This is a genomic window from Micromonospora sp. NPDC005305 (assembly GCF_040607315.1).
GTDB lineage: Bacteria > Actinomycetota > Actinomycetes > Mycobacteriales > Micromonosporaceae > Micromonospora.
Genome location: NZ_JBEXGL010000009.1, coordinates 40979 through 61402 on the forward strand (window position 1 = coordinate 40979; position 20424 = coordinate 61402).

Consider the following 20424-nt stretch of genomic DNA (forward strand, 5'->3'; position numbering starts at 1 on the left):
CCCGACTCCCCGACGGACGCCCGTGCGGCCGTCACATATGGCGGCTTGGCCAGATGCAGTACCTCGACCTAACTCCCTCTCAGCAGCTGGCCGTAGCGCGCCGGCACCTCGTCCTCGCGCTCCAGCACCTCCACCAGGTGCGCAGCGCGTGGCCCGGACACCGCCTCGTACACCTCGTGAAGCCGCTCCACGATGCCCTCGACGTAGGCCAGTTCGGCCCGCCGCCGGGCCAGCAGGGCGGTGAGCGATGACCGTGGGGGGCCGGCCGCCCATCGCGGCGCCGCGCCGTCGATGTGCAGCACCAGTGCGGAGTCTGCAAGGTGCCGCAGCGCTCGTTCCGCCTCCGCAGGGGACACCCCGACCGCCGCCGCCACCTCGGTGACGTCCGCCGAGGGCACGGCCACCAGGTGCTCCAACACCGGCCCGGCCAGTGGATCCAGGCCGGTCACCGCCCACGGACTGCCTGCAGTTCCGTCCATACGTTCCGGCACTCCTGTGGTCTGAGCTTGTTCCGCCTCGGCCGACACCTTCGGTGTGGTGGTCAGGCCGCCAGGGCGGCGTCGTTCTCGACGGGACTGCGCTGGCCCAGGCTGCTGTGCAGCCGGTGCAAGTTGTACCAGCCGCAATGGCGAGCGAGGACCCCCGTACCAGCCCATGGACGTCGAGCTCGGCACCTCGTTGAGGATGACCGTTGCTGACTCCCGGACAACCCTCGGCTCGGTGACCCCGCGCCGCCCCCACGCCGCGCCCATGATCGGAGACACTGGCACCGTGCGAAACGACCTCGACCAGATCGAAGCGGCGTTCGCCGGCACGCCGCTGGCCGGCCTGCCGATCGGGTACGGCCCGTCGGGCACTGTCCTCGTCGCCGGCATCGACCCCGGTCGGCTGCACGAGGCGTGGCAGGCCGCCGACGCACTGGTGCTGGTAACCGGGCGCCGGCCCGTCATGGTCACCGACGACTTCGACGACACGCTGGGGTTCCGGCCCGAGCCCGGGCCGGGTCCGTCGGAGTCGGAGCTGCGCACGTTCGCCGAGGCGGCCCAGGCTTCCGATCCCTGGCTGACCTACCGTCACTACAGCGAGGACGACGAGGTCGACGAGGGCGAGCTCGAGTACTACGCGCGTGGCGTGGCCGGCGTCGACCTGACGGCCCTGGTGTCGGATGTGGCGCTGCCGACTGAGCGCCCGGCGCTGGAGCGGGCGCTGTACGACCGGCTGCTCGCCGACGCCGACCTGTACGCCCGGGTGCTCAGCAGCGTGCGGTTCCTGACGCAGACCGACTACTGGTTTACGCCGAACAGTGTCCTGCTCATGCTGCTGCCCACCGGCGACGTCCGCAGCTCGGGGTACTGGGTGGAGTTCTACGGTGCGCTCACGCGGGAATACCAGCAGAGGCTCGCCGAGGTGTTGGCGCAGTGGCGTGACCGGTGGGACGCCCGCCTGGTCGCGTCGTGGGGCACCATGCTGCAGTTCCAGGTGGGTCGTCGCCCGGCACCGGGGGACGAGGCGTGGGCGGCGGCCGGCCAGCTCAAGGCGCTCGCTCCGAACCTCGACCTGAGCCGGTGGGAGGTCGCCGTAGCCCTGCCCGCCGGTGACGCGTGGTTCGTGCACAACCGGCCCTGACGAACTCGACCAGGCCGCGACTGCGCTCACCATCGTCGCCCGGATCGGACTGGCCCCGACCTTCGTTCGTGCCCGGTCATGAGCGACCGCGCCCGGATCGCCGCCCGGGGCAGCCCGGGGACAGGCCACCTCGCCTCTCGCCTGGGCTCTGGTCCATAGCGGTGACTCATGGCAGGACGCTTCAGTAGTCCCTGTGAGTTCTGCGGATCCGCGGAATGCAGGGAGGAGTTGCCGGAGTAACTCCCCGGAGGGAGGGGATCCCGGAGGTCGAGGAGTTTGCCGGTGGCATTGACGCGAAAGTTGCCGTCGCCGGGGCTGGCGACGCCGGAGTGGCAGTGGACGCAACGGAACGTGGGCAGGGGAAGGCGCGCGCGCCGAAGGGTCCAGGACAGCAGGATGTGAGGACGCGTAGACATGATCTCTCTGAAGACTTGACGGAAGGCATGGGAAAGAGCCGACGGCGACGTCGGCGACCGATGCACGGGAAGGTGTCAGGTCTACAGAGCAGGCGGTGTCACGCGGGGTGAAGTCCTCTCGTGAATGGGTCGGAGAAGAAGATCCAGTGACAAGGTAGGGCGGACGGGCCGGCGAGGCCACGCATTTTGTCCAGGTCCCGAGCACTGGGGGGCGGGGTCGGCGAGCTGGGCGTCGACCCCGGCGGAGTCAGGCTTGCGCCGGCAACCGGCCGGCCGCCGCCAACCGCCGGATCACGGTCCCGTGCGGAACGGCGTGGCTGGTGTGACCGCCCACGCCAGTGGTGGTGGCGGCGGTGAAGAGCGAGTTGAGCAGCGCCTCCTCGACCGCGTCCATGACGGCGGCGAAGAGCGGGTTGATCTCCCCGTCGGGGATGAGTGGCTGGTCCCGTGGCGCGGTGCTGAACGCGATCGCGTAGTCGCCGCTGGTGTTGCTGTAGGACGCGCCGACCCGGCCCATCGCGAAGACCGCCCGTCGGGCGAGCCGGCCGAGCTTCGCCGCGCTGCGGCAGCGGGCCGGCGACCGGTGGCGGGTCATCGCCGGCGGCGGCATCCGGTCGCACAACGTCCGGCAGGTGCTCGCGGAGACCGGAGCGCGGGAGGTGCACCTGCGGGCGCCGGTGCGGCGCGACGGGCGCGAGGCCACCGACGGCGACGAGGTACGCCGGGTCGTCGACGCCACGCGTGCCGAGGCGTGCCCGAGCGCGGGTCGGTGACCGTTAGGCTGCGTAGGGCAGTTCAGCGGGGGAGTGCCCAGCCTCATGAGCGGGAGACAGCGACGGTGCCGAAGGCCTACTGGATCACCACCTACCGGTCCATCAGCGACGACAGGAAGGTCGCGGCGTACGCGGAGCTGGCGGGCCCGGCGCTGCGCGCCGCCGGCGGCACGTTCCTGGCGCGCGGCCTGCCGGCGCACGCGTTCGAGTCCGCCGTGCTGGAGCGCACGACGCTGATCGAGTTCGACAGCGTCGAGGCCGCCCTCGCCGCTCACGAGACCCCGGCCTACCAGGAGGCGCTGCGGGCGCTCGGCGACGGCGCCGACCGCGACCTGCGCATCATCGAAGCGACGCCCTGACGCTGCCGGCGGGCGGATCCCGGGCGTGGCCGTGCCGGGGGACGGTGCCGAACCCGAACCGGCCGCACCTCTAGGCTGGGCGGCATGTCCGCCCGGCACCTCGCACCTGTTCAGTCCGACGACCCAGGTGTGCGGGCGGGCGGGTCGGGGTGGTGAGGCTGCCGACCGTGCCGGGGCAACGACACGCAGCGCCGGCCCCACGATCGAGCCTGGCGGAGCGCTGCCGGCTCATCGCCGACTCGCGTGCCTTCGACGTGGTGATCGTCGTGGTCATCATGCTCAACGGGGTGGTGCTCGGCTTCGAGACCTACCGCGACGTCGGCGCGGCGCATCCCGTCCTGCGCTGGTTGGAGTGGTTCTTCCGGCTCGTCTTCGTCGTGGAGATCGCGATCCGGGTGCTGGCCTTCGGTCGCCGGCCGCAGGACTTCTTCCGGCACGGCTGGAACGTCTTCGACTTCCTGGTCATCGCCAGCATCTTCATTCCCGGCCTGCACGGTGACTCGGGGGTGCTGCGGTTCCTGCGGGTCGCCCGGGTGCTGCGGCTGGTGCGGTTCTCACCCGGGCTGCGCACCATCGTGGCGGCGCTGTGGCGCAGCCTTCCCGGTGTCGCGGGGTTCCTCGCCCTGGCCGCGGTCACCCTCTACGTGTACGGCATGGCCGGCTGGCTGATCTTCGGGGAGCGATATCCGGAGCAGTACGGCGACATCGGCCGCTCGCTGCTGACCCTGTTCGTGCTGCTGTCGCTGGAGACGCTGCCGGACCTGCTCCAGCAGGGTATGGCGGTGTCGCCGTGGACCCTCGTCTACTACGTCAGCTACGTGCTGATCACGGTGAACCTGCTGCTCAATATCCTGATCGCAGTCATCGTCAACTCCATGGAGGAGGCCCGCCGGCTGGAGATGACCGAGCGGCTGTCCCCGGACTACGACGAGGACGGCGACGGTATCCCCGACGAGCTCGACCGGATCGCGCTCACCCAGCGGCTGGACGACCTGCGCGCGGTCATCGGCGAGCTCGAACGGGAGCTGCGCATCGACCGCGAGGACGGGCAGCACCGACCGCGCCAGCACCGCGAGCGCGCGGGCTGAACGCCACAAGCAAGCACCGGACCGGTCGCGCCGGCAGATCAGCACCGGCGCGACCGGTCGTCCGGTCAGGACAGCTGCAGCCGGGGTTCCAGGATGACCTCGAAGAGCCGGTCCCACGGCAGCTCGACCCGTGCCGACTCGAAGCGCGTCAGCGTCGCCGTGAACGTCCTGGCGCCCCGCCGGCCCAGCACGACGCGGTGCCCGGCGAAGTGGTCGGCGAAGTACCGCTCGGTCAGCGGCACGAGCCGCTCACGCACCCAGCCGTCGAAGTAGCTCTTCTGCTCGGGCGTGAGCGCGAGCGGGTCCCAGCCCTGCGCCCGGGCGTGCGCGTACGCCTCGACCTGCACGATGTTCTTCCACGGGTCGTCCTTGACGAACCGGTAGAGCAGGTATTCGGCGTGTGCCTGGCCGGGCCCGCGCAGCTCGGGCACGCCGAACCCGCTGCCGGAGGAGCGCAGGTACGCCCACCGGGCGGTGCCGTGCGCGAGCGCCAGGCCGAGCGCGTTGCCGCCGGTGTTCCACCCCGAGTAGGACAGCAGCGCCGCGAGGTCGAGGTGGCTCTCCATCCGCGCCACCAGGTCGTGGTCGGCCTTGTTGACGATGAGCGGGTCCACCACGATGACCGGGGTGCCGGCGGCCAGCAGCTCACCGATCCGCCCGACGAAGGCGTCCAGGTCGGCGGCCCGCTGGTCGGGCGCCGCCGAGGGGGTGTTCACGGCGAGCACGATGTCCGCGTCGCCGCTGACGACGCGGCCGCCCACGGCGGCCACGTGCCGGCGGATGTTCTCCGCGAACGGGATGCCCTCCAGTTGGGCGGTCCAGTTCTCGCCGGAGACCCCGGCGTACTCCACCCGGTAGGTGGGGGTCGTGCCGGCCGCGATCACACGGGCGACCAGCAGCGCGTCGACCTCGTCGGCGCCGGGGAAGATCTCCACCCGGTCGCCGACGCCGAGGCGGGCGACGAGCGCCTCCAGTTCCACCCGCTCGGCCCGGGCCAGGCCGACCGGCGCGGTGTCGTCCTCGGAGAGCACGAGGTGGCTGATCGTGCCGTCGGCGACCCACTCGACCATGAGCCGGTTGACCTGGTGGTTGCGGGCCCGCGCGGCGAGGTAGTCCTCGACGACCTGGTCGGGGATCTGCGCCCGGACGGCGTCGAGCTGGGCCCGCAGCTCCTCCTGCCCGAGGTTGACCACCTGGTCGTAGAGCTTCGCCCAGCTGACCAGCGCGTCGCGGTACCTGTCCAGCTCGGTGCCGGTGCTCGTGACGGCGAGGCGCTGGATGGTGTCGTGCACCTCGATCACCGCGTCCGGCCGGGTCGCGCGCAGGTTCCGGATGGCGGCCAGGTTGTCCAGGGCGGCGGCCAGGGTCGGTGCGGCGGTGCGGGAGGCGATCAGGCCGCCGTAGGCGAGCATGCTCACCGAGATCACGTATCCGTCGGCGTCGCCGGTGGTGCCCAGCCAGCGGGCGATGGCGGCCCCGTCGCCGGGGGTGAAGAAGCGGCCCAGCAGCTCCCGCGGCGGCAGCCGCACCTGCGCGCCGGCGCTCGCCGCGGTCATCTGCGGGGCGTACGTGTTGACCGGCCGGTCGTCCAACGGCACGAGTGCCACGGTCAGCTGCCGCCTGGCGGGCCCGGCGAGAGCGGGCCGGCCGATGGCCACGGTGGTCAGCCCGGCCACGCCGGTGGCCAGGAGGGTCCGTCTTCTCATCTGCACTCCCTGTTATCTGGGCGCGCTCGCCGCGCGGGGGGTGGCCGGCACGAGCCGGCGGGTGATCCACAGCGGTGAGGTGACGGCGTTGCCCATCACCACCGCGTGCGCACCCGCCTCGAAGGCCCGGCCGATCTGTTCCGTGGTGCGGTACCGCCCTTCGGCGATCACCGGCACGGACAGCTGTGCGACGAGTCGCGCCACGAGCCCGAGGTCGGGCCCGTCAGTCGGTGGGCTGGCCGGGGTGTGGCCGGACAGCGTGGTGGCGACCGCGTCGGCGCCGGCCTCGACGGCGGCGACGCCTTCCGTCGCGGTGGAGACGTCGGCCAGGATCAGCGCGTCGGTCCGTTCGCGGATCAGGCGGACCGTGTCGGCGAAGGTGCGTCCGTCGGGTCGGGGGCGGTCGGTGGCGTCGATCGCGATGATGTCCGCGCCGGCCAGCGCCACGTCGAGGGCGTGGGCCGCGGTCGGGGTGATGAAGACGCCCTCGGTGCCGTGCTTGTAGAGCCCGATCACCGGCACGTCGACGACGGGGCGTACCGCGGCGACGTCGTCGGGTCCGTTGACCCGGACCGCCACCGCGCCGCCGCGCACCACCGCGGCGGCCACCCGGGCCTGCACGTACGGGTCCCGCATGGGGTCGCCGGGGTCGTCGGGCAGCGGCTGGCAGGACACCACCAGCCCGCCGGCCAGGTCGTCGAGCACGTTCACCCGTGGGTCCTTTCCGAGTCGTTGCTGTCCAGGGCCAGTCGGGCCGCCCCGACCACGACGGCGTCGGCGCCCAGCGTGGCGGGCCGCAGCGGGACGCCGGCCCAGCCCGCGGGCACCTCGGCCGCGTAGGCGGCCGACGCGGCGGGCAGCAGGGCGGCGCCCGCTCCGCCCGCCACGAGGACGGCGTCCGGGTCGAGCAGGGCCACCAGTCCCGCCAGGGCCGCGCCGAGGGCGGCGCCGGCCCGGTCGACGACCCGCCGGGCGACCCCGTCGCCGGCCGCCGCGCGCTCCGCCACGGTCCGTCCGGTGACGCGGGTGCCGGTCTCGATGGCGTACGCGGCGGCCAGCCCGCTGCCCGAGGCGATCGCCTCCAGGTGCCCGTGCCGGCCGCACCCGCACCGCAGCCGTTCGGCGCCGGGGGCCGGCAGGTGCCCGACCTCGCCGGCGGCGCCGCGGGCGCCGGTCTCGACGCGGCCGTGCCGGACCACCGCCCCGCCCAGCCCGGTGCCGACGGCCACCAGCAGCACATGCGCGTGGTCGCGTGCGGCGCCGGCCCAGCATTCGCCGAGTGCCGCGGCGTTCACGTCGTTGGTGACCCGCACGGGTCGGCCCAGCCGGGCGGCCAGCGCGTCGGCGACCGGGGTGCCGGTCCAGCCGGGCAGGCTGTCGGTGGCGTACCGGATGCCGCCCGTCGTGGGATCGACCGTGCCGGCCGTGCCCACCCCCACCGGACCGGTGGTCGCGCCGAGCAGGTCGGCGGCCAGCCGGGCGGCGGCGTCCAGCACGGCCTGGGGCCCGGACCGGGCGGGGGTGGGCACCTCGCGGCGCTCCCGCACCTGCCCGCCCGGGTCGACCAGCGCGGCCGCCGTCTTCGTGCCGCCGATGTCGATGCCGACGACCGGTGTCGTCATCCCTTGAGACCGGTGTGCGCGAGCCCCTCGACGAACTGCTTCTGCGCGATGACGAAGACCACCAGGACGGGCAGCGCGGTCATCGACGCCGCCGCCAACTGCACGTCCCACATGGGGCCGCCGTAGGCGTCGACGAACTGGGTGAGCGCCTGGGGCAGGGTGAACTTCTCCGGGGAGGAGAGGAACACGATCGGTTCCAGGTAGAGGTTCCAGCTGTGCAGGAAGGTGAAGATGGCCACCGCGCCCAGCGCGGGCCGCGACAGCGGCAGGGCGATCCGCCAGAACGTCGCGAACCGGCCCAGCCCGTCGACGCGGGCCGCCTCCTCCAGCTCACCGGGGAGGCTGATGAAGAACTGCCGCATGATGAACGTCGCCAGCACGCTGGGCGCGCCGAAGATCGGCACGAGGATCAGCGGCCAGTGGGTGTTGACCAGGCCGAGCTTGAAGAACATCTGGAACAGCGGAACGATCGTCACCTCGCTGGGGATGAGCAGGCCCGCGAGGACGACCAGGAACAGCACGTTCTGGCCGCGGAACCGGATGCGCGCGAAGGCGTACCCGGCCAGCGCCGACACGGCCAGCGTGCCGACCGTGACGAGCAGCGCGATGTAGAGGCTGTTCAGGTACTGCTGCCCGAACGGCTGCAACTCGAACACCCGCCGGTACGCGTCGAGCCGCGGGTTGGTCGGCAGCAGGTCCGGCGGGAAGGCGAAGATGTCCGCCACCGGCTTCAGCGACGAGGTGACCATCCACCAGGTCGGGAAGACGAACGGGATCGCCAGGACCAGCAGCACCCCGTAGAGCACCAGCTTGGTCCGCCGCGACAGGTCACGACTCATGGAAGACCCACCTCTTGCGCATCTGCCACTGCAGCACGGTGAGCGCGAGCACGATGGCGAACAGCACGATCGACAGCGTGGCGCCGTAGCCGAAGTGATGGAACTGGAAGGCCTGCTGGTACAGGTAGTAGACGAGCACCGTCGTCGACGTGCCCGGCCCGCCCTGGGTGAGCACCGCGATCTGCGCGAAGACCTGCAACGACCCGACCACCGTGATGATCGAGGTGAGCAGGATCGTCGGGCTGATGAGCGGCACGGTGATCCGCCAGAACTGGCGCAGCCGGCTGGCCCCGTCCACCTCGGCGGCCTCGTACAGGTCCGCGGGCACGCCCTGCAGGGCGGCCAGGAACAGCACCATGTTCAGGCCGACGTTCTTGAACACCTGCACGACGATGACCGACAGCATCGCGGTGCCCTCGCCGCGCAGCCAGTTCGGCCCGTCGATCCCGACGGTGTCGAGCAGGCTGTTCAACCCGCCGTTGTCCTGCAGCAGGAAGCCCCACACGATGGTCCAGGCCACCAGCGAGACCACGACGGGGGAGAAGAACAGCGTGCGGAACAGGATGGTGCCGCGCAGCCTCTGGTTGAGCAGGACGGCCAGCAGCAACGCCAGGCCGAGGTTGAACACCACGAGGCCGACCGAGAACAGCCCGGTGGCGCGCAGCACTGCGCCGAGGTTCGGGTCGTCGGCGAGCGCCTGGTAGTTGTCGGTGCCCACGAAGTCGAACGTCCCGGCGAGCACGTTCCACTCGTGCAGGCTGTACCAGACCACGAGGATCAGCGGCAGGATCACGAAGACGGCGCTGCCGAGCAGCTGCGGGGTGATGAACAGGTAACCGGCAAGTTGGTCCCGGCGGCGGGTGGTCCAGAACGGCCGGGCCGGGCCCGGGGCGGGCCCGGCGGTCGCCGGGCCCACCCTGGTGTCCGTCTGGGTCATGATCGTTGACCTCTACTTCGCCAGCAGCGGCTGGATCTTGGCGCAGACGCCGTCGAGCACGGCCTTGGCGTCCGCGTTCGGCTGCCACAGCGGGTCCAGCCCGGCGCGGACCTGCTGGCTCAGCTCGGCCTGGCCCGCGTGGCTGGGCTTGACCACGCCGTTGGTGATGCCGTCGATGACGACCTTCTGCAGCTGCTCCGGCTTGAGCTTCGGGTTCGTCTTGGCGAGCGTCTCGGCGGTCAGCTGGGACTGCCGGGGCGGCGGGAAGAACTGGGCGAGCTTGGCCGAGTTCGTGGGGTTGGTGAAGAAGGCCAGGAAGTCGGCCGCCTGCTTCGCGTGCGGGCTCTTCTTCATCACCCCGAGGCCGGCCTGGCCGACCACCGCGTAGTTCCCCTTCGGCCCGGCCGGCAGCGGCACCAGGTCCCACCCGAAGCCACCGTCCTTCAGCAGCGAGGCGCGGGAGATCTGGGTGATCGTCATGGCCGAGTCACCGGCGAAGAAGTCGGCCGTCGTGCCCGGGCCGGGCAGCGCCTTCTGGGTGAAGGTGGCCTTGTGCAGCGTGGTCATGGCGTCGACCATCTCCGGGCTGTTGAAGCCGCAGGTCTTCCCGTCCTCGCTCCACGCCTGTGCGCCCCACCCGGTCCAGAAGGTGGACAGGTTGTCCCATCCCTTGTAGTCGAAGTCCCGGATGACCAGGCCGGCCTTGCCGGACTTCGCCCCCGCCGCCGCGGCGGTGGCCAGGGCGTTGTCCCAGGTCCACTGCCCGGCCGCGATCAGCTCGGCCGGGGTCTTCTGCCCGGCCTTCTTGACCATGTCAGTGTTGACGAAGACACCGAACGGCGAGGTCGAGAAGGGGTACGCGTAGAGCTTCCCGTCGTTCTGCCAGAGCTTGAGCGTGGCGGGGGAGAGGTCCTCGTACTGGTAGCCCTCGGCCTTCTTGAGCGTGTCGTCCAGCGGCGCCAGCGCGCCCGAGGCGACGAAGTCCGGGGCGGAGTTCTCGAACACCCACGCGAGATCCGGCGCGTTGCCGCCGGCGATCTGGGTGGTCAGGGTGGTGGTGTAGTTGTCGAACGGCAGCGGGTCGAACTTGATCTCCGCGACGTCCGGGTGGCTCTTGCGGTACTCGTCGGCGATCTCGTTGAACAGCTTCAGGTGCGCCTCGTTGGCCGACCAGACGGTCATCCGCAGCTTCGCCGGGCCGCTGTCGGCGGACTCGCCACCGCCGCCGCAGGCGGTCAGGGCGAGCGCACCGGCCAGCGCCACGGCGACGCCGCGCAGGGCCTTTCCTGCTCTCACAATCTTCTCCTCACCGGGGGTGTGTGTTCAGTAGCCCGCGATCCGCGGCCAGCGCTGTTCCACGCCGGCCGCGGTGAGGCGGTCCTGGAAGTCGGCCAGCAGACGGGGGGTGTTGCGGACCGCACGCGGGGACTCGCCCCGCGCCAGACAGAAGTCGGCGAGCAGGCCGGCGACCTCGCCGATGTTCCACTCGACCGGGTGCAGCCGGTAGCTGCCGTTGGTGACGTGGGTGGTGCCGATGTTCTTGCCGGCCGGCAGCAGGTTCTCCATCCGCCGCGGGATCAGCGCGCCGAGCGGGATCTCGAACGGGCAGGAGCCGACGTCGATGTAGTTGTCGCCGCCGGTCGACGGGTGCAGGTCGATCCGGTACATGCCGACGCCCACCGCGTCGGGGTAGCTGACCGCGCCGTGGTCGCCCCGGACCGCCAGGGACAGGTCCTGCTCGACGACGGTGTACTCGGCCCGGATCCGGCGGGACTCCCGGATGTACGGGGCCTGGGCCAGGCCGTCGGCGCTGCCGGTCACGTCGCCGCGCAGCCGCAGGCCGGGGAAGCCGGTGCCGCCGTCGGGCCGGGGCGCCTCGGTCTGCAGCCAGTAGAGCACCGAGTACGACAGCTCGCGGGCCTTGGTCAGGTGCCACGACGCGTTCGGCACGTCGATGACCGGGCCCTCGAAGTAGTCGATCATCGGCCAGTTGACCAGCGTGATGTCGCTGCCGTACGTGCCGTCGACGAAGTTGCGGCGGGCGGCGATCCGCCGGAACGTCCACAGGTTGCCGTCACCGGGGTTGACGCGCTGGTCGGCGTTGACGCTCAGCGGGTCGTCGTCCGGGTTCGGGGTGAAGCTGCGCTCGACGATCTCCAGCGTGCGTGGGTGCGGCGACTTCCAGGACAGCAGCCGGTCACCCCAGAAGTCGGGCTTGTAGTCCCGCCAGAAGTCGTATCCCGCGGGCCGGTCGATGGTGTGGTCGCCGTCGACGTGGTCGATGGCGAAGCAGACCGACACCGCCTGCATGTTCATCGGCTGGGCCTCGGCCGGGGCGCTGGGCTCGCCGGTCTCCGCCCGCGACTCGAACCCGGTGACGTACTCGGTGCCGGTCAGCGGCAGCAGCTCGCCGGTCTCGGTGGCGTCCAGGACGTACGGCGCGACCACGTCGATCCGCTCGTCCCGGTCGCGGTGCGCCAGCGTCACGCCGGTCACCCGGTCACCGTCGGTCTCCGCGGCGACCGGCCGGTACGGCTGCAGCACCCGCAGCCGGCCCGAACCCCGGTACGGGGCGAGCATCTGCTCGATGACGGCGACGGCCACCCGCGGCTCGTGGCAGAGCCGGCTCACCCAGCCCGCGCCGGGGTTGAGGTCGGTCCAGGCCCGCGACCGTTCGGTCAGCGGGTAGTGGCGACGGTAGAAGTCGCGGATGCCGTTGCGCAGCGCCCGGTAGCTGGCGGTGGCCCCGAACTGCTCGATCCAGGAGTGTTCGTCCGGTGGGACGGCCTGGCTGGTGAGCTGCCCGCCGAGCCAGTCGAACTCCTCGGTCAGGATGACCGACCGGCCGGTCCGGGCCGCGGCGAGCGCCGCGGCGACACCGCCCAGTCCGCCCCCGACGACGAGGACGTCCGCACGCATGAGTACCACTTGCTTCCTTCCAGTTGCGCGGCCGACCGGTCAGCGCCGGTCGACCGCCGGATCAGGGGTGCCGAGGGTGCTGCCCTCGACGAGTTCGCAGGGGAGAAGTCGCTGCTGGAGGCCGCCCGCGCTGCCGTCGATGACGCCGGTCAGCACCTCGACCGACTGCCGGCCCATCTCCTCGCGGGGGATGCGGAACCCGGTGAACACGATGTCGGTGGGGACGGGCACGGTCGGGTCGCCGAGGGTCACGATCGACAGGTCGCCGGGCACGGTCAGGCCGCGCCGCCGGGCGGCCGCCGCCAGGGCCACCGCCGTGGCGAAGTCCTCCACGAAGGCCGCCGTGCTGCCGTCGGCCAGCAGGTCGTCGAGGGTCGCGTCGGCCGCCCCGGGCGCCGTCGACACCTGGCGGGCGCTCTCCGCGGTGGTCGCGGCGGCGTCGAAACCCTGGCGGCGGTCCTGCGAGGACTCGGCGGTCATGCCCATGCCCACGTACGTGAGGCGGCGGTGGCCGTGCCGCAGCGCCGCCTCCACGAGCCGGGCGACCGCCGAGGCGTAGTCCGCGCCGACGTAGGGGACCGGGCCACCGGCGTCGTTGCGGCGCCCGACGGCCACGTACGGGTATCCGTCGCCGTTGAGCCGCTGCAGCTCCGCGCCGTCGATCTCGCGCCCGAGCAGGATGCACCCGTCGGCCAGCCGCAGCCGGTTGTCCTGGTGGAAGATGCGCCGCCGCCCGTCCACGACCGGAGCGCTGGTGAACAGCAGCAGGTCGCAGCCGACCCGCTCGGCGTACTCCTCGATGCCGAGCAGGAACGGGTGGAAGAAGTCCCGGCTGCCGCTGGGGAAGGCGGGCTCGTACGTGAAGACGCCGATGATCCGGTTGAACCGCGAGGCGAGGCGGCGGGCCACGGGGTCGGCGGCGTAGCCGGTCTCGGCGATGACCCGCAACACCCGGTCCCGGGTCTCCGGGGCGATGCGCACCTCGGCGTCCGTGCGGTTGTTGAGCACCAGCGACACGGTCGCCTGACTGACACCGGCCAACCGCGCGATGTCACGCTGGGTGACACGTCTGAGGGGAGCCGTCACGTCGGGTCCTTCCGGTGCGGCTAATGCGTATTAGCGCTCGGCGTTGGGAAGGAGCCTGGCCGGTGGACCGGCGTGTGTCAAGAGGTGGCCGCGAGATTTCGGCACGATGAAACCGCAGGAGTAATGCGCATTAGCGGTCGGGCCGCCGCCGGAGTGCCGGGTGACCCGGACGGATCGGCGCGGCGCCGGATGGCCTCTTGACAGAAGCGCGGCGGACCGAGCAACATTCGAGAAACATAGACGCTAATACGTATTAGCACGGCGACGCCAGGGCGCGTCCGCCGATCGATGTCCCCTGTGGTCTCACTGAGAGTCATCCGTGCTGCTCGCGAACCGTCACCCGATCGCACCGACAGAAGAGGAAGCCGCATGACGAAGCCACTCGTCCCGCCCTCCCGGCGCGCCGCCCTGGCCACGGCCGGCGCCGGCCTGCTCGTCGCCGCCCTGGCCGGCGCCGCACCGGCCGCCGCGAATCCGGGCCTCGACTTCCCGCAGTTCACCTACCAGGGCACCGCGTTCGACAAGAGCACCCTCGCCTACAACCCGACGAACGAGTTCATCTTCCCGAGCGTCATCCGGGCCGCCGACTACTTCGCCAACCCGCTCGGCGCCTACTACCTGTACTACGCGCCGCACGAGCGTCCCGGCGGGATCGCCCTCGCGTACGCCGACTCGATCGACGGCCCGTGGACCGAGTACGCCGCCAACCCGCTGATCAGCAACACCTGGCTGCCGCACTACGCCACGGTCAGCCACATCTCCTCGCCGCACGCCGTGTGGATCGAGGGGGAGCGCAAGCTCTTCCTCTACTTCCACGGCGAGAACTCGATCACCCGGTACGCGACCTCCGACGACGGCATCCACTTCGACTACGGCGGCACCGCGGTGAGCCGGAACGAGACGACCGGCGGCGAGACGTCGTACGCCCGGGTGTTCGAGCAGGCCGTGCCCCGCCTGGGCACCCGGTACCTGATGCTGTTCATGGACAACCCGACCGCGGCGCTGCCCGGACCGACCGGGCCCGTGTCGCGGCGGATCCGCTGGGCCGTCTCCGACGACGCGCGCACCTGGACCATGCAGCCCGACCCGATCGTGACCCCGCAGGGCGACGAGGGCCCGAACGCCTCGGGACCGTTCTTCCTGCGCTGGAACGACCGCAACCTGGTGATCTACCACGCCGCCGACGGCAACATGCACGCCGTGGACGTCGGGCAGGACTTCGACCAGGAGGTCCACCTCGGCGTCGTGCACGACTCGATGACCGCCGCGCCCGACCTCGGCCGCTCGGCCGCGCCGACGTTCTATTTCGACGGGCGGACCGCGCACATGTACTACGAGGCCGGCGGCCGACTTACCGCGACCATCGGGCACGCCACGGCCACCCTGGCGAACCCGCTGCCGGTGCGGCCGCTCGACTGTGCCGTGGACCGGCCGGTCCTGTGGCCGCCGAACCACGAGCTGGTCGACGTCGGCGTGAGCGTGGACCTGCGCGACGGTGTGCTCGGCCCGAACGCGTTCACCCTGACCGGCGTCACCGGGGGTGACGCCGCCGATGTCATCGGCTTCGCCGTCGGCACGCCGGACACGACCGGGAAGCTGCGGGCCGAACGCGCCGGGAACGGCGGCGACCGGGTGTACCACCTCACGTACGCCGGGCACGACGAGATCGGACGGCCGGTCGGCTGCACCGTCACCGTCACGGTCCCGCACGACCGGGGCGGCAACTGACGGCTGGGCGGACCGCCGGCCGCGCCGACTGACCCTCGCGCTGTCCGAGGGGGGCGACGGGGTCACGGAGGGCTGGCCGGCACCGGTGGTGCCGGCCAGCCCCGCGAGAGGGGACGCCGCAGGCCGCTGCCGGCTACAGGTCGTCGAGCGGCACGTCGGGGTCGGCGAGCCGGTCGAGGTCGACCGGGTCGGCCGACGTGACGAGCCGCCGGATCGACGGGACGACGTCCCACACGTTGACGTTCATGCCGGCGAGCACCCGCCCGCCGGCGGTCCAGAAGGCGATGAACTCGCGCTTGGCGAGGTCGCCCCGGACGACGACCCGGTCGAACGCCCCGGGCGGCGCGTGCCCGGCGTACTCCATGCCCAGGTCGTACTGGTCGGTGTAGAAGTAGGGCAGGTCGTCGTAGCTGACCGCCTGTCCCAGCATGGCGCGCGCCGCCGCGGGGCCGCCGTGCAGGGCGTTGGCCCAGTGCTCGACGCGCAGGCGCCGGCGCAGCACCGGGTGGTAGGCGTTGGCGACGTCACCGGCGGCGTGGACGTCCGGGTCGGCGGTGCGCAGGGACGCGTCGACGTGGATGCCGTTCTCGACGGCGAGGCCGGCCGCGGTCGCCAGCTCGGTGTTCGGTCGCACGCCCACGGCGACCACCACGGCGTCGGCGGGCAGTTCGGTGCCGTCGGCCAGCAGCACCGAGGAGACGCGACCGGTGCCGCGGATCTCGCGGACCTCGGCGTCGAAGTGGAAGGTGACGCCGTGGTCCCGGTGCAGGTTGGCGAACACCCGGGCGATCTCGTCGCCGAGCACCCGGCGCAACGGCAGCGCCGCGGTTTCGACGACGTCGACGGTGGCGCCGCGCTGCCGGGCGGCCGCGGCGACCTCCAAGCCGATCCACCCGGCCCCGACGATCACGAGGTGCGCGCCGTCGACCAGCGCCGCGGCGATCCGGCGGCTGTCGGCGAGGGTACGCAGCCGCAGCACCCCGTCCAGGTCGGTGCCGGGCGCCGCGAGGTCGCGGGGCGTGGCGCCGGTGGCCAGCAGCAGCTTGTCGTACCGGAGGCGCTGGCCGTCGGCGAGCCGCACCTCCCGGGCGGCGCGGTCGACGGCGACGGCGCGCGCGGCGGTGCGCAGGTCGACGTCGTGCTCGGCGTACCACCCGGCGTCGTGCACGAACACGCTGTCCGGCTCGGCGCCGCCGGTCAGCAGCCCTTTGGACAGCGGCGGCCGCTCGTACGGTCGCTCGGGCTCGTCGCCGATCACGACGACACCGCCGTCGAAGCCCTCCTCCCGCAGCGTCTGCGCGGCCCGCGCGCCGGCGAGCCCGGCGCCCACGATCACGAACGTGCCGGTTGTCGACATCGGTCCAGCTCCTTTCGGGGTACGCGATTCAGCGGGGGCCGATCCCGGTCAGGGTGAAGAACTCGGCGCGCGAGCGGTGGTCGTCGCGCAGGGTGCCCAGCAGGGTGGAGGTGATGGTGCTGCTGCCGACGGCCCGGACGCCGCGCAGCGTCATGCAGAGGTGTTCGGCTTCGATGACCACGCCGACCCCGCGCGGGCGCAGGTGGCTGGTCAGCCAGTCGGCGATCTGTTTGGTGAGGCGCTCCTGGACCTGGGGGCCGTGGGCGAACAGTTCGACCACCCGGGCCAGCTTGGACAGTCCCAGGATGCGCTCGCCGGGCAGGTAGCCGACGTGCGCCACGCCGACGAACGGCAGCAGGTGGTGTTCGCAGACCGACCGGATCGGGATGGCCCGGGCCAGCACCAGCTCGTCGTAGCCCTCGTCGTTGTCGAAGGTGGTCAGCTGGAACTCGCGCGGGGTGAGCAGTTCGGCGTAGGCCCGGGCCATGCGGCCGGGGGTGTCGGCGAGCCCGTCGGCGGAGAGGTCGACGCCGAGCGCGGTGAGGAACTCCGCCGCCGCCCGTTCGGCGGCGGCGGGGTCGCGGCGGGGACGCTCGTGCTGCACCCGCAGGGCGGTGACACTCACCTCAACGACCTCCCACACCGAGGGCCGCGAGCCCGGCGAGGACGAGCGTGGCGGCGGCGAACAGGCCGTGGCCCAGAACCACCGGCACGGGGAACCGGGACTCGGCGGTCCCGGACCGGCGGGCGGGGATCCAGCGGGCCAGCATCGTGAACCCGAGCAGCGCCACCGGCAGGAGCGCCCCGAACGCGACCCACGCGAGCACGTCGTTGTCGACGGCCAGGTGGGCGATCCACAGCACCAGGCCGATGACGGCCAGGGCGACGTGGCCGAACACCAGGCCCGGCGCCAGCCGGCTGCCGCTTCCCGGCCGGTGGCCGCCGTGGCTGATCCAGGTGCCGAGCATGACGAAGCCACCGGCGGCCGTGATCAGCCAGGTGACGAGTGCGGCGATGCCCATCAGGAGTTCTCCTTGTCTGCGCGGTGGTAGCCCCGCGCCTGGGTGGTCTCGTCGGCGACGCGGACGCCGTACCGGTAGGCCAGTTCGCCGCCGAGGTAACCGGCGACGGCCAGCGCGGCGAGGCTGATCGCCGAGAGCACGAGCGGTCCCGCGGGCACCGGACCCGGCGGCCCGCCGGCCCGCAGGGCGAAGTTCACCGCGTACGCGCCGGTGACCGCGAGGTTGATCGCCATGTGCGCGAGTGCGGTGCGGTGCACACGGGTGCGCGTGGGGATGGCGAACAGGTCCAGGAAGCCGGCGAGCGCGGCGGCGAGCGCGCCGAGGACGCCGAGGCCGATGAGCCACCGTGCGCCGTCGGCCAGGCCCGGCGACCCGGGTGCGAACCGGCTGGCGAGGTCGAGGGCGAAGCTGCCCACCCAGGCGCCGATCGGCACCGCGACCAGCGCCGGATGGAGCGGGTGGCCGTAGCGACCGGCCAGACTGGTCACCGGATGCTTGGCCTGATCCATGGGTCGCACGGGAACCCCCAGGTGATTTTCACCAACGCTCATTGGTGATAGCGGTCATGCTGCCCCAGCGCGTCCGGAATTTCAATAGCCTTCGTTGGTGATAACCTCGGGGTTGTGAGCACGGGGGAGCGCTGGAACGCGATGGCCTCGCTCGTCGACCGGTCCCGACGGGCGCTCTACGACTACGTGTGCCGGGCCGATCACCCGGTCACCCGTGAGGAGGCGGCCGAGGCGCACGGCATGTCCCGCAACCTCACCGCGTTCCACCTCGACAAGCTCGTCGAGTCCGGGCTGCTGCGGACCCGCTACGAGACGCCGGCCGACCAGCCCCGGGGCCGCGGCCGCACCCCCAAGGTCTACGAGGCCGCCGGCGACGGCGTGGCGATCACCGTTCCCGAGCGGCGCTACGAACTCATCGCCGAGATCCTCGCCGACGCGGTCGCCGACGACCCGCACGACGCCCCCGAGGCGGCACGGCGGCATGCCCGGCACCGCGGCCGGGACATCGGCGCACGGGTACGCGACGCCGGCGAGGACCTCGTCGCCGTGCTCGCCGGCCTCGGCTTCGAACCCGAGACGCTCGACGACCAGGTGCTGCTGCGCAACTGCCCGTTCCACGCCCTGGCCAGCCGGCAGACCGCCCTGGTGTGCGGGCTCAACCACGCCTTCCTCGCCGGCCTGGTCGACGGCGCCGGCCGCACCGACCTGCTGCCCCGGCTCGCGCCACGCCCCGGCGCATGCTGCGTCCGGTTGGACGCCGTACCGGAGCAGTAACTGCACCTCAGAGAGGCGCCGTTCACGGCCAGATGCGGACCTCGACCGAGCTGATGACCCACCGGGCGTCGGACTCGCTGTCGATGGTGCCGGGCCACCGTCCTCGTCGCGGTCTGCGACAGTGTCCGCACAGGGGAGCGCGTCATGGCACGAACACTGCAGCCCTCAGCCGCGCCGACCTCTTCGCTGGCGTCTGAGTACGACCCGAGTCTCGATCGGTGACGCCCTCACTCGCTCCGGCCGGCGTAGGCCTCGCGGGGAAGGCGGTACGCCAGGTCGGCGGCGGTATCGATCGCCTCGTCCTCAGACAAGCGGTGTTCCACGACGAGGCGGGCCAGGTAGCCCGCGTCGATGCGTCGGGCCAGGTCGTGCCGGGCCGGGATGGACAGGAACGCCCGGGTGTCGTCAACGAACCCGCTGGTGTTGTAGAAACCGGCGGTCTCGGTCACCGACTCGCGGAAGCGGCGCATTCCGTCGGGGCTGTCCAGGAACCACCAGGGGGCTCCGAGGCGTACGGCGGGATAGACGCCGGCGAGCGGAGCCAGTTCGCGGGAGTAGGTCGTCTCGTCGACCGTGAAGAGCACCACCCGGAAGCCCGGGTCGCGGCCGAAGGCGTTGAGCAGGGGTCGGAGAGCGCGGGTGAACTCGGCCGCGATGGGAATGTCGAAACCGCGGTCGGAGCCGAAGGCGGCGTGGATCTCGGGATCGTGATCGCGGAGCACCCCCGGGTGGATCTGCATGACCAACCCGTCGTCGCACGACATCCGGGCCATCTCAAAGAGCATGTGAGCCGCGAAGGCCTGGGCTGCCGCAGGGGTCACCGTGGCGTTGCACGCGTCGGTGTAGATCCGGCGGGCATCGCCCAGGGCGAGCGGTTCGGCGGCGGCGGTAACGTGTCCGTGGTCGGTGGCGCGGGCGCCGGCCGCTCTGAACGCCTCACGGCGAGCGCGCAGGGCCGCGAGGTAGCCGTCGTAGTCGCCGGTGTCCACCCCGGTGAGCGCCTGGAGCCGCGCGAGCCGGCGGGTCCAGCCGGCACTGTCGACATGGGTCAGGTCGTCGGGCCGGAAGGTGGGCACCACCCGATCGCCGAGCCCCGCTTCGCGCAGCCGGGCGTGGTCGTCCAAGGGCGAGATGGCGGAGTCAGTGGTAGCCATCATCTCGATGTTGAAGGTGTCGAGCAGGGTGCGGGGGCGGAAGCCCGGCTCGGCCAGCCGGGAGTCGATGAGGTCGTAGAGCTCGTCGGCGGTGTCTGGCCCGGGGGTGATGTCGAGCTTGAGCACCTCGGCGATCTCATGTTCCAGCCAGTAGCGGCTGGGCGTGCCCCGGAACAGGTGCCAGTGGGCGCAGAAGAGCCGCCAGATAGCGCGGGGGTCGGTCTCGGCCGTCGTGCCGTCGAGACGGGGAACGCCGAGCTGGTCGAGCGTGACGCCCTGCGACACGAGCATCCGGGTCACGTAGTGGTCCGGTACGACCAGCAGGTGAGCAGGGTCGGAGAACCGCTGGTCGTCGGCAAGGACGGCCGCGTCCACGTGTCCGTGCATGCACAGCAGCGGCAGTTCCCGGGTGGAGTGGTAGATCCGGCGGGCGAGCGACCGCCTGTCGCCTTCTGGCAGAGCACGGTCGGGGTGCAGACGCAGCTGTGCCACGCAACTTCTCCTCTGAG

At 72.1% G+C, this 20424-nt stretch carries 20 protein-coding genes and 1 pseudogene; 6 read left to right on the forward strand and 15 right to left on the reverse strand.

Translation table 11 applies throughout. From position 1 onward, the window contains the following. Positions 1-68: 68 nt before the first annotated feature. Positions 69-479: a hypothetical protein gene (locus ABZS80_RS17075; protein WP_355056799.1), complete on the reverse strand. Its 411-nt coding sequence runs from the start codon at positions 477-479 to the stop codon at positions 69-71. Between the two features lie 292 nt (positions 480-771). Between ABZS80_RS17075 and ABZS80_RS17080 the strand changes: the two genes are divergently transcribed. Next, positions 772-1626 carry a DUF4253 domain-containing protein gene (locus tag ABZS80_RS17080; protein WP_355056801.1) on the forward strand — a complete coding sequence of 285 codons (855 nt, stop codon included), beginning with the start codon at positions 772-774 and terminating at the stop codon, positions 1624-1626. A gap of 663 nt (positions 1627-2289) precedes the next feature. Here the strand turns inward: ABZS80_RS17080 and ABZS80_RS17085 are convergent. After that, the gene (locus tag ABZS80_RS17085; protein WP_355056803.1) at positions 2290-2652 is read right to left on the reverse strand and encodes a P1 family peptidase; all 363 of its coding nucleotides are present in this window, start codon (positions 2650-2652) and stop codon (positions 2290-2292) included. Between ABZS80_RS17085 and ABZS80_RS17090 the strand changes: the two are divergent. From ABZS80_RS17090 to ABZS80_RS17100, 3 genes and pseudogenes are all read left to right on the forward strand, one after another. After that, a pseudogene (locus tag ABZS80_RS17090) lies at positions 2603-2815 on the forward strand (copper homeostasis protein CutC); the annotation flags it as partial. The gene ABZS80_RS17085 and the pseudogene ABZS80_RS17090 sit on opposite strands and share 50 nt — an antisense overlap. A 65-nt stretch (positions 2816-2880) precedes the next feature. Then, a complete protein-coding gene (locus tag ABZS80_RS17095) occupies positions 2881-3174 on the forward strand; it encodes a DUF1330 domain-containing protein (RefSeq protein ID WP_355056805.1) in 294 nt (97 codons plus the stop codon). 167 nt (positions 3175-3341) lie between these two features. Then, positions 3342-4262 (forward strand): ion transporter, encoded by a 921-nt coding sequence (locus ABZS80_RS17100; RefSeq protein WP_355056807.1) that lies wholly within the window; start codon positions 3342-3344, stop codon positions 4260-4262. Between the two features lie 65 nt (positions 4263-4327). Here ABZS80_RS17100 and ABZS80_RS17105 read toward each other — a convergent pair whose 3' ends face one another. Genes ABZS80_RS17105 through ABZS80_RS17140 form a run of 8 tightly spaced genes read right to left on the reverse strand, consistent with a single transcriptional unit; the run spans position 4328 to position 13371 of the window. Next, entirely contained in the window at positions 4328-5968 is a 1641-nt protein-coding gene (locus ABZS80_RS17105) for a DUF4127 family protein (protein WP_355056809.1), read from the reverse strand. Between the two features lie 12 nt (positions 5969-5980). Then, complete coding sequence (locus tag ABZS80_RS17110; RefSeq protein ID WP_355056811.1) at positions 5981-6679, reverse strand: putative N-acetylmannosamine-6-phosphate 2-epimerase; 699 nt, start codon at positions 6677-6679, stop codon at positions 5981-5983. Next, entirely contained in the window at positions 6676-7590 is a 915-nt protein-coding gene (locus tag ABZS80_RS17115) for an ROK family protein (RefSeq protein WP_355056813.1), read from the reverse strand. The genes ABZS80_RS17110 and ABZS80_RS17115 overlap by 4 nt, the downstream gene beginning before the upstream one ends. Continuing rightward, positions 7587-8429: a carbohydrate ABC transporter permease gene (locus tag ABZS80_RS17120; protein ID WP_151462263.1), complete on the reverse strand. Its 843-nt coding sequence runs from the start codon at positions 8427-8429 to the stop codon at positions 7587-7589. Before ABZS80_RS17120 ends, ABZS80_RS17115 begins: the two co-directional genes overlap by 4 nt. Further along, on the reverse strand, positions 8419-9366 hold the full coding sequence (locus ABZS80_RS17125; protein ID WP_355056815.1) for a sugar ABC transporter permease: 948 nt from the start codon (positions 9364-9366) through the stop codon (positions 8419-8421). Before ABZS80_RS17125 ends, ABZS80_RS17120 begins: the two co-directional genes overlap by 11 nt. Before the next feature lie 12 nt (positions 9367-9378). Further along, positions 9379-10662, reverse strand: a complete 1284-nt coding sequence (locus tag ABZS80_RS17130) for a sugar ABC transporter substrate-binding protein (protein WP_355056817.1) — start codon at positions 10660-10662, stop codon at positions 9379-9381. Positions 10663-10689: 27 nt separating this feature from the next. Beyond that, complete coding sequence (locus ABZS80_RS17135; protein WP_355056818.1) at positions 10690-12285, reverse strand: FAD-dependent oxidoreductase; 1596 nt, start codon at positions 12283-12285, stop codon at positions 10690-10692. Positions 12286-12324: 39 nt separating this feature from the next. Then, entirely contained in the window at positions 12325-13371 is a 1047-nt protein-coding gene (locus ABZS80_RS17140) for a LacI family DNA-binding transcriptional regulator (RefSeq protein WP_355056820.1), read from the reverse strand. A gap of 369 nt (positions 13372-13740) precedes the next feature. Here ABZS80_RS17140 and ABZS80_RS17145 point away from each other — a divergent pair, with 369 nt between their 5' ends. Continuing rightward, positions 13741-15099 (forward strand): hypothetical protein, encoded by a 1359-nt coding sequence (locus tag ABZS80_RS17145; RefSeq protein ID WP_355056822.1) that lies wholly within the window; start codon positions 13741-13743, stop codon positions 15097-15099. A 133-nt stretch (positions 15100-15232) separates the two neighbouring features. Here the strand turns inward: ABZS80_RS17145 and ABZS80_RS17150 are convergent, their stop codons facing one another. From ABZS80_RS17150 to ABZS80_RS17165, 4 genes are read right to left on the reverse strand one after another with little or no spacing between them, the layout of a single operon-like run. Further along, entirely contained in the window at positions 15233-16456 is a 1224-nt protein-coding gene (locus ABZS80_RS17150; RefSeq protein ID WP_355056824.1) for an FAD-dependent oxidoreductase, read from the reverse strand. Positions 16457-16484: 28 nt separating this feature from the next. Next, on the reverse strand, positions 16485-17081 hold the full coding sequence (gene folE, locus ABZS80_RS17155; RefSeq protein ID WP_151462257.1) for a GTP cyclohydrolase I FolE: 597 nt from the start codon (positions 17079-17081) through the stop codon (positions 16485-16487). Between the two features lies 1 nt (position 17082). Further along, the gene (locus tag ABZS80_RS17160) at positions 17083-17478 is read right to left on the reverse strand and encodes a hypothetical protein (RefSeq protein ID WP_355056826.1); all 396 of its coding nucleotides are present in this window, start codon (positions 17476-17478) and stop codon (positions 17083-17085) included. Continuing rightward, a complete protein-coding gene (locus ABZS80_RS17165) occupies positions 17478-17987 on the reverse strand; it encodes a DUF2231 domain-containing protein (protein ID WP_355056828.1) in 510 nt (169 codons plus the stop codon). Before ABZS80_RS17165 ends, ABZS80_RS17160 begins: the two co-directional genes overlap by 1 nt. Before the next feature lie 114 nt (positions 17988-18101). On the opposite strand from ABZS80_RS17165, the gene ABZS80_RS17170 reads away from it, so the two are divergent. Next, the gene (locus ABZS80_RS17170; RefSeq protein ID WP_355056829.1) at positions 18102-18761 is read left to right on the forward strand and encodes a helix-turn-helix domain-containing protein; all 660 of its coding nucleotides are present in this window, start codon (positions 18102-18104) and stop codon (positions 18759-18761) included. Between the two features lie 227 nt (positions 18762-18988). Here ABZS80_RS17170 and uxaC read toward each other — a convergent pair whose 3' ends face one another. Then, positions 18989-20407, reverse strand: a complete 1419-nt coding sequence (gene uxaC / locus ABZS80_RS17175; RefSeq protein WP_355056832.1) for a glucuronate isomerase — start codon at positions 20405-20407, stop codon at positions 18989-18991. Positions 20408-20424 lie beyond the last annotated feature (17 nt).

Coding starts and splice junctions, on each gene's coding strand:
- ABZS80_RS17165 (WP_355056828.1), bottom strand. CDS start 17,987: ATGGATCAGGCCAAGCATCCGGTGACCAGTCTGGCCGGTCGCTACGGC.
- ABZS80_RS17160 (WP_355056826.1), bottom strand. CDS start 17,478: ATGGGCATCGCCGCACTCGTCACCTGGCTGATCACGGCCGCCGGTGGC.
- ABZS80_RS17145 (WP_355056822.1), top strand. CDS start 13,741: ATGACGAAGCCACTCGTCCCGCCCTCCCGGCGCGCCGCCCTGGCCACG.
- ABZS80_RS17105 (WP_355056809.1), bottom strand. CDS start 5,968: ATGAGAAGACGGACCCTCCTGGCCACCGGCGTGGCCGGGCTGACCACC.
- ABZS80_RS17125 (WP_355056815.1), bottom strand. CDS start 9,366: ATGACCCAGACGGACACCAGGGTGGGCCCGGCGACCGCCGGGCCCGCC.
- ABZS80_RS17150 (WP_355056824.1), bottom strand. CDS start 16,456: ATGTCGACAACCGGCACGTTCGTGATCGTGGGCGCCGGGCTCGCCGGC.
- ABZS80_RS17075 (WP_355056799.1), bottom strand. CDS start 479: ATGGACGGAACTGCAGGCAGTCCGTGGGCGGTGACCGGCCTGGATCCA.
- ABZS80_RS17115 (WP_355056813.1), bottom strand. CDS start 7,590: ATGACGACACCGGTCGTCGGCATCGACATCGGCGGCACGAAGACGGCG.
- ABZS80_RS17135 (WP_355056818.1), bottom strand. CDS start 12,285: ATGCGTGCGGACGTCCTCGTCGTCGGGGGCGGACTGGGCGGTGTCGCC.
- ABZS80_RS17085 (WP_355056803.1), bottom strand. CDS start 2,652: ATGCCGCCGCCGGCGATGACCCGCCACCGGTCGCCGGCCCGCTGCCGC.
- ABZS80_RS17120 (WP_151462263.1), bottom strand. CDS start 8,429: ATGAGTCGTGACCTGTCGCGGCGGACCAAGCTGGTGCTCTACGGGGTG.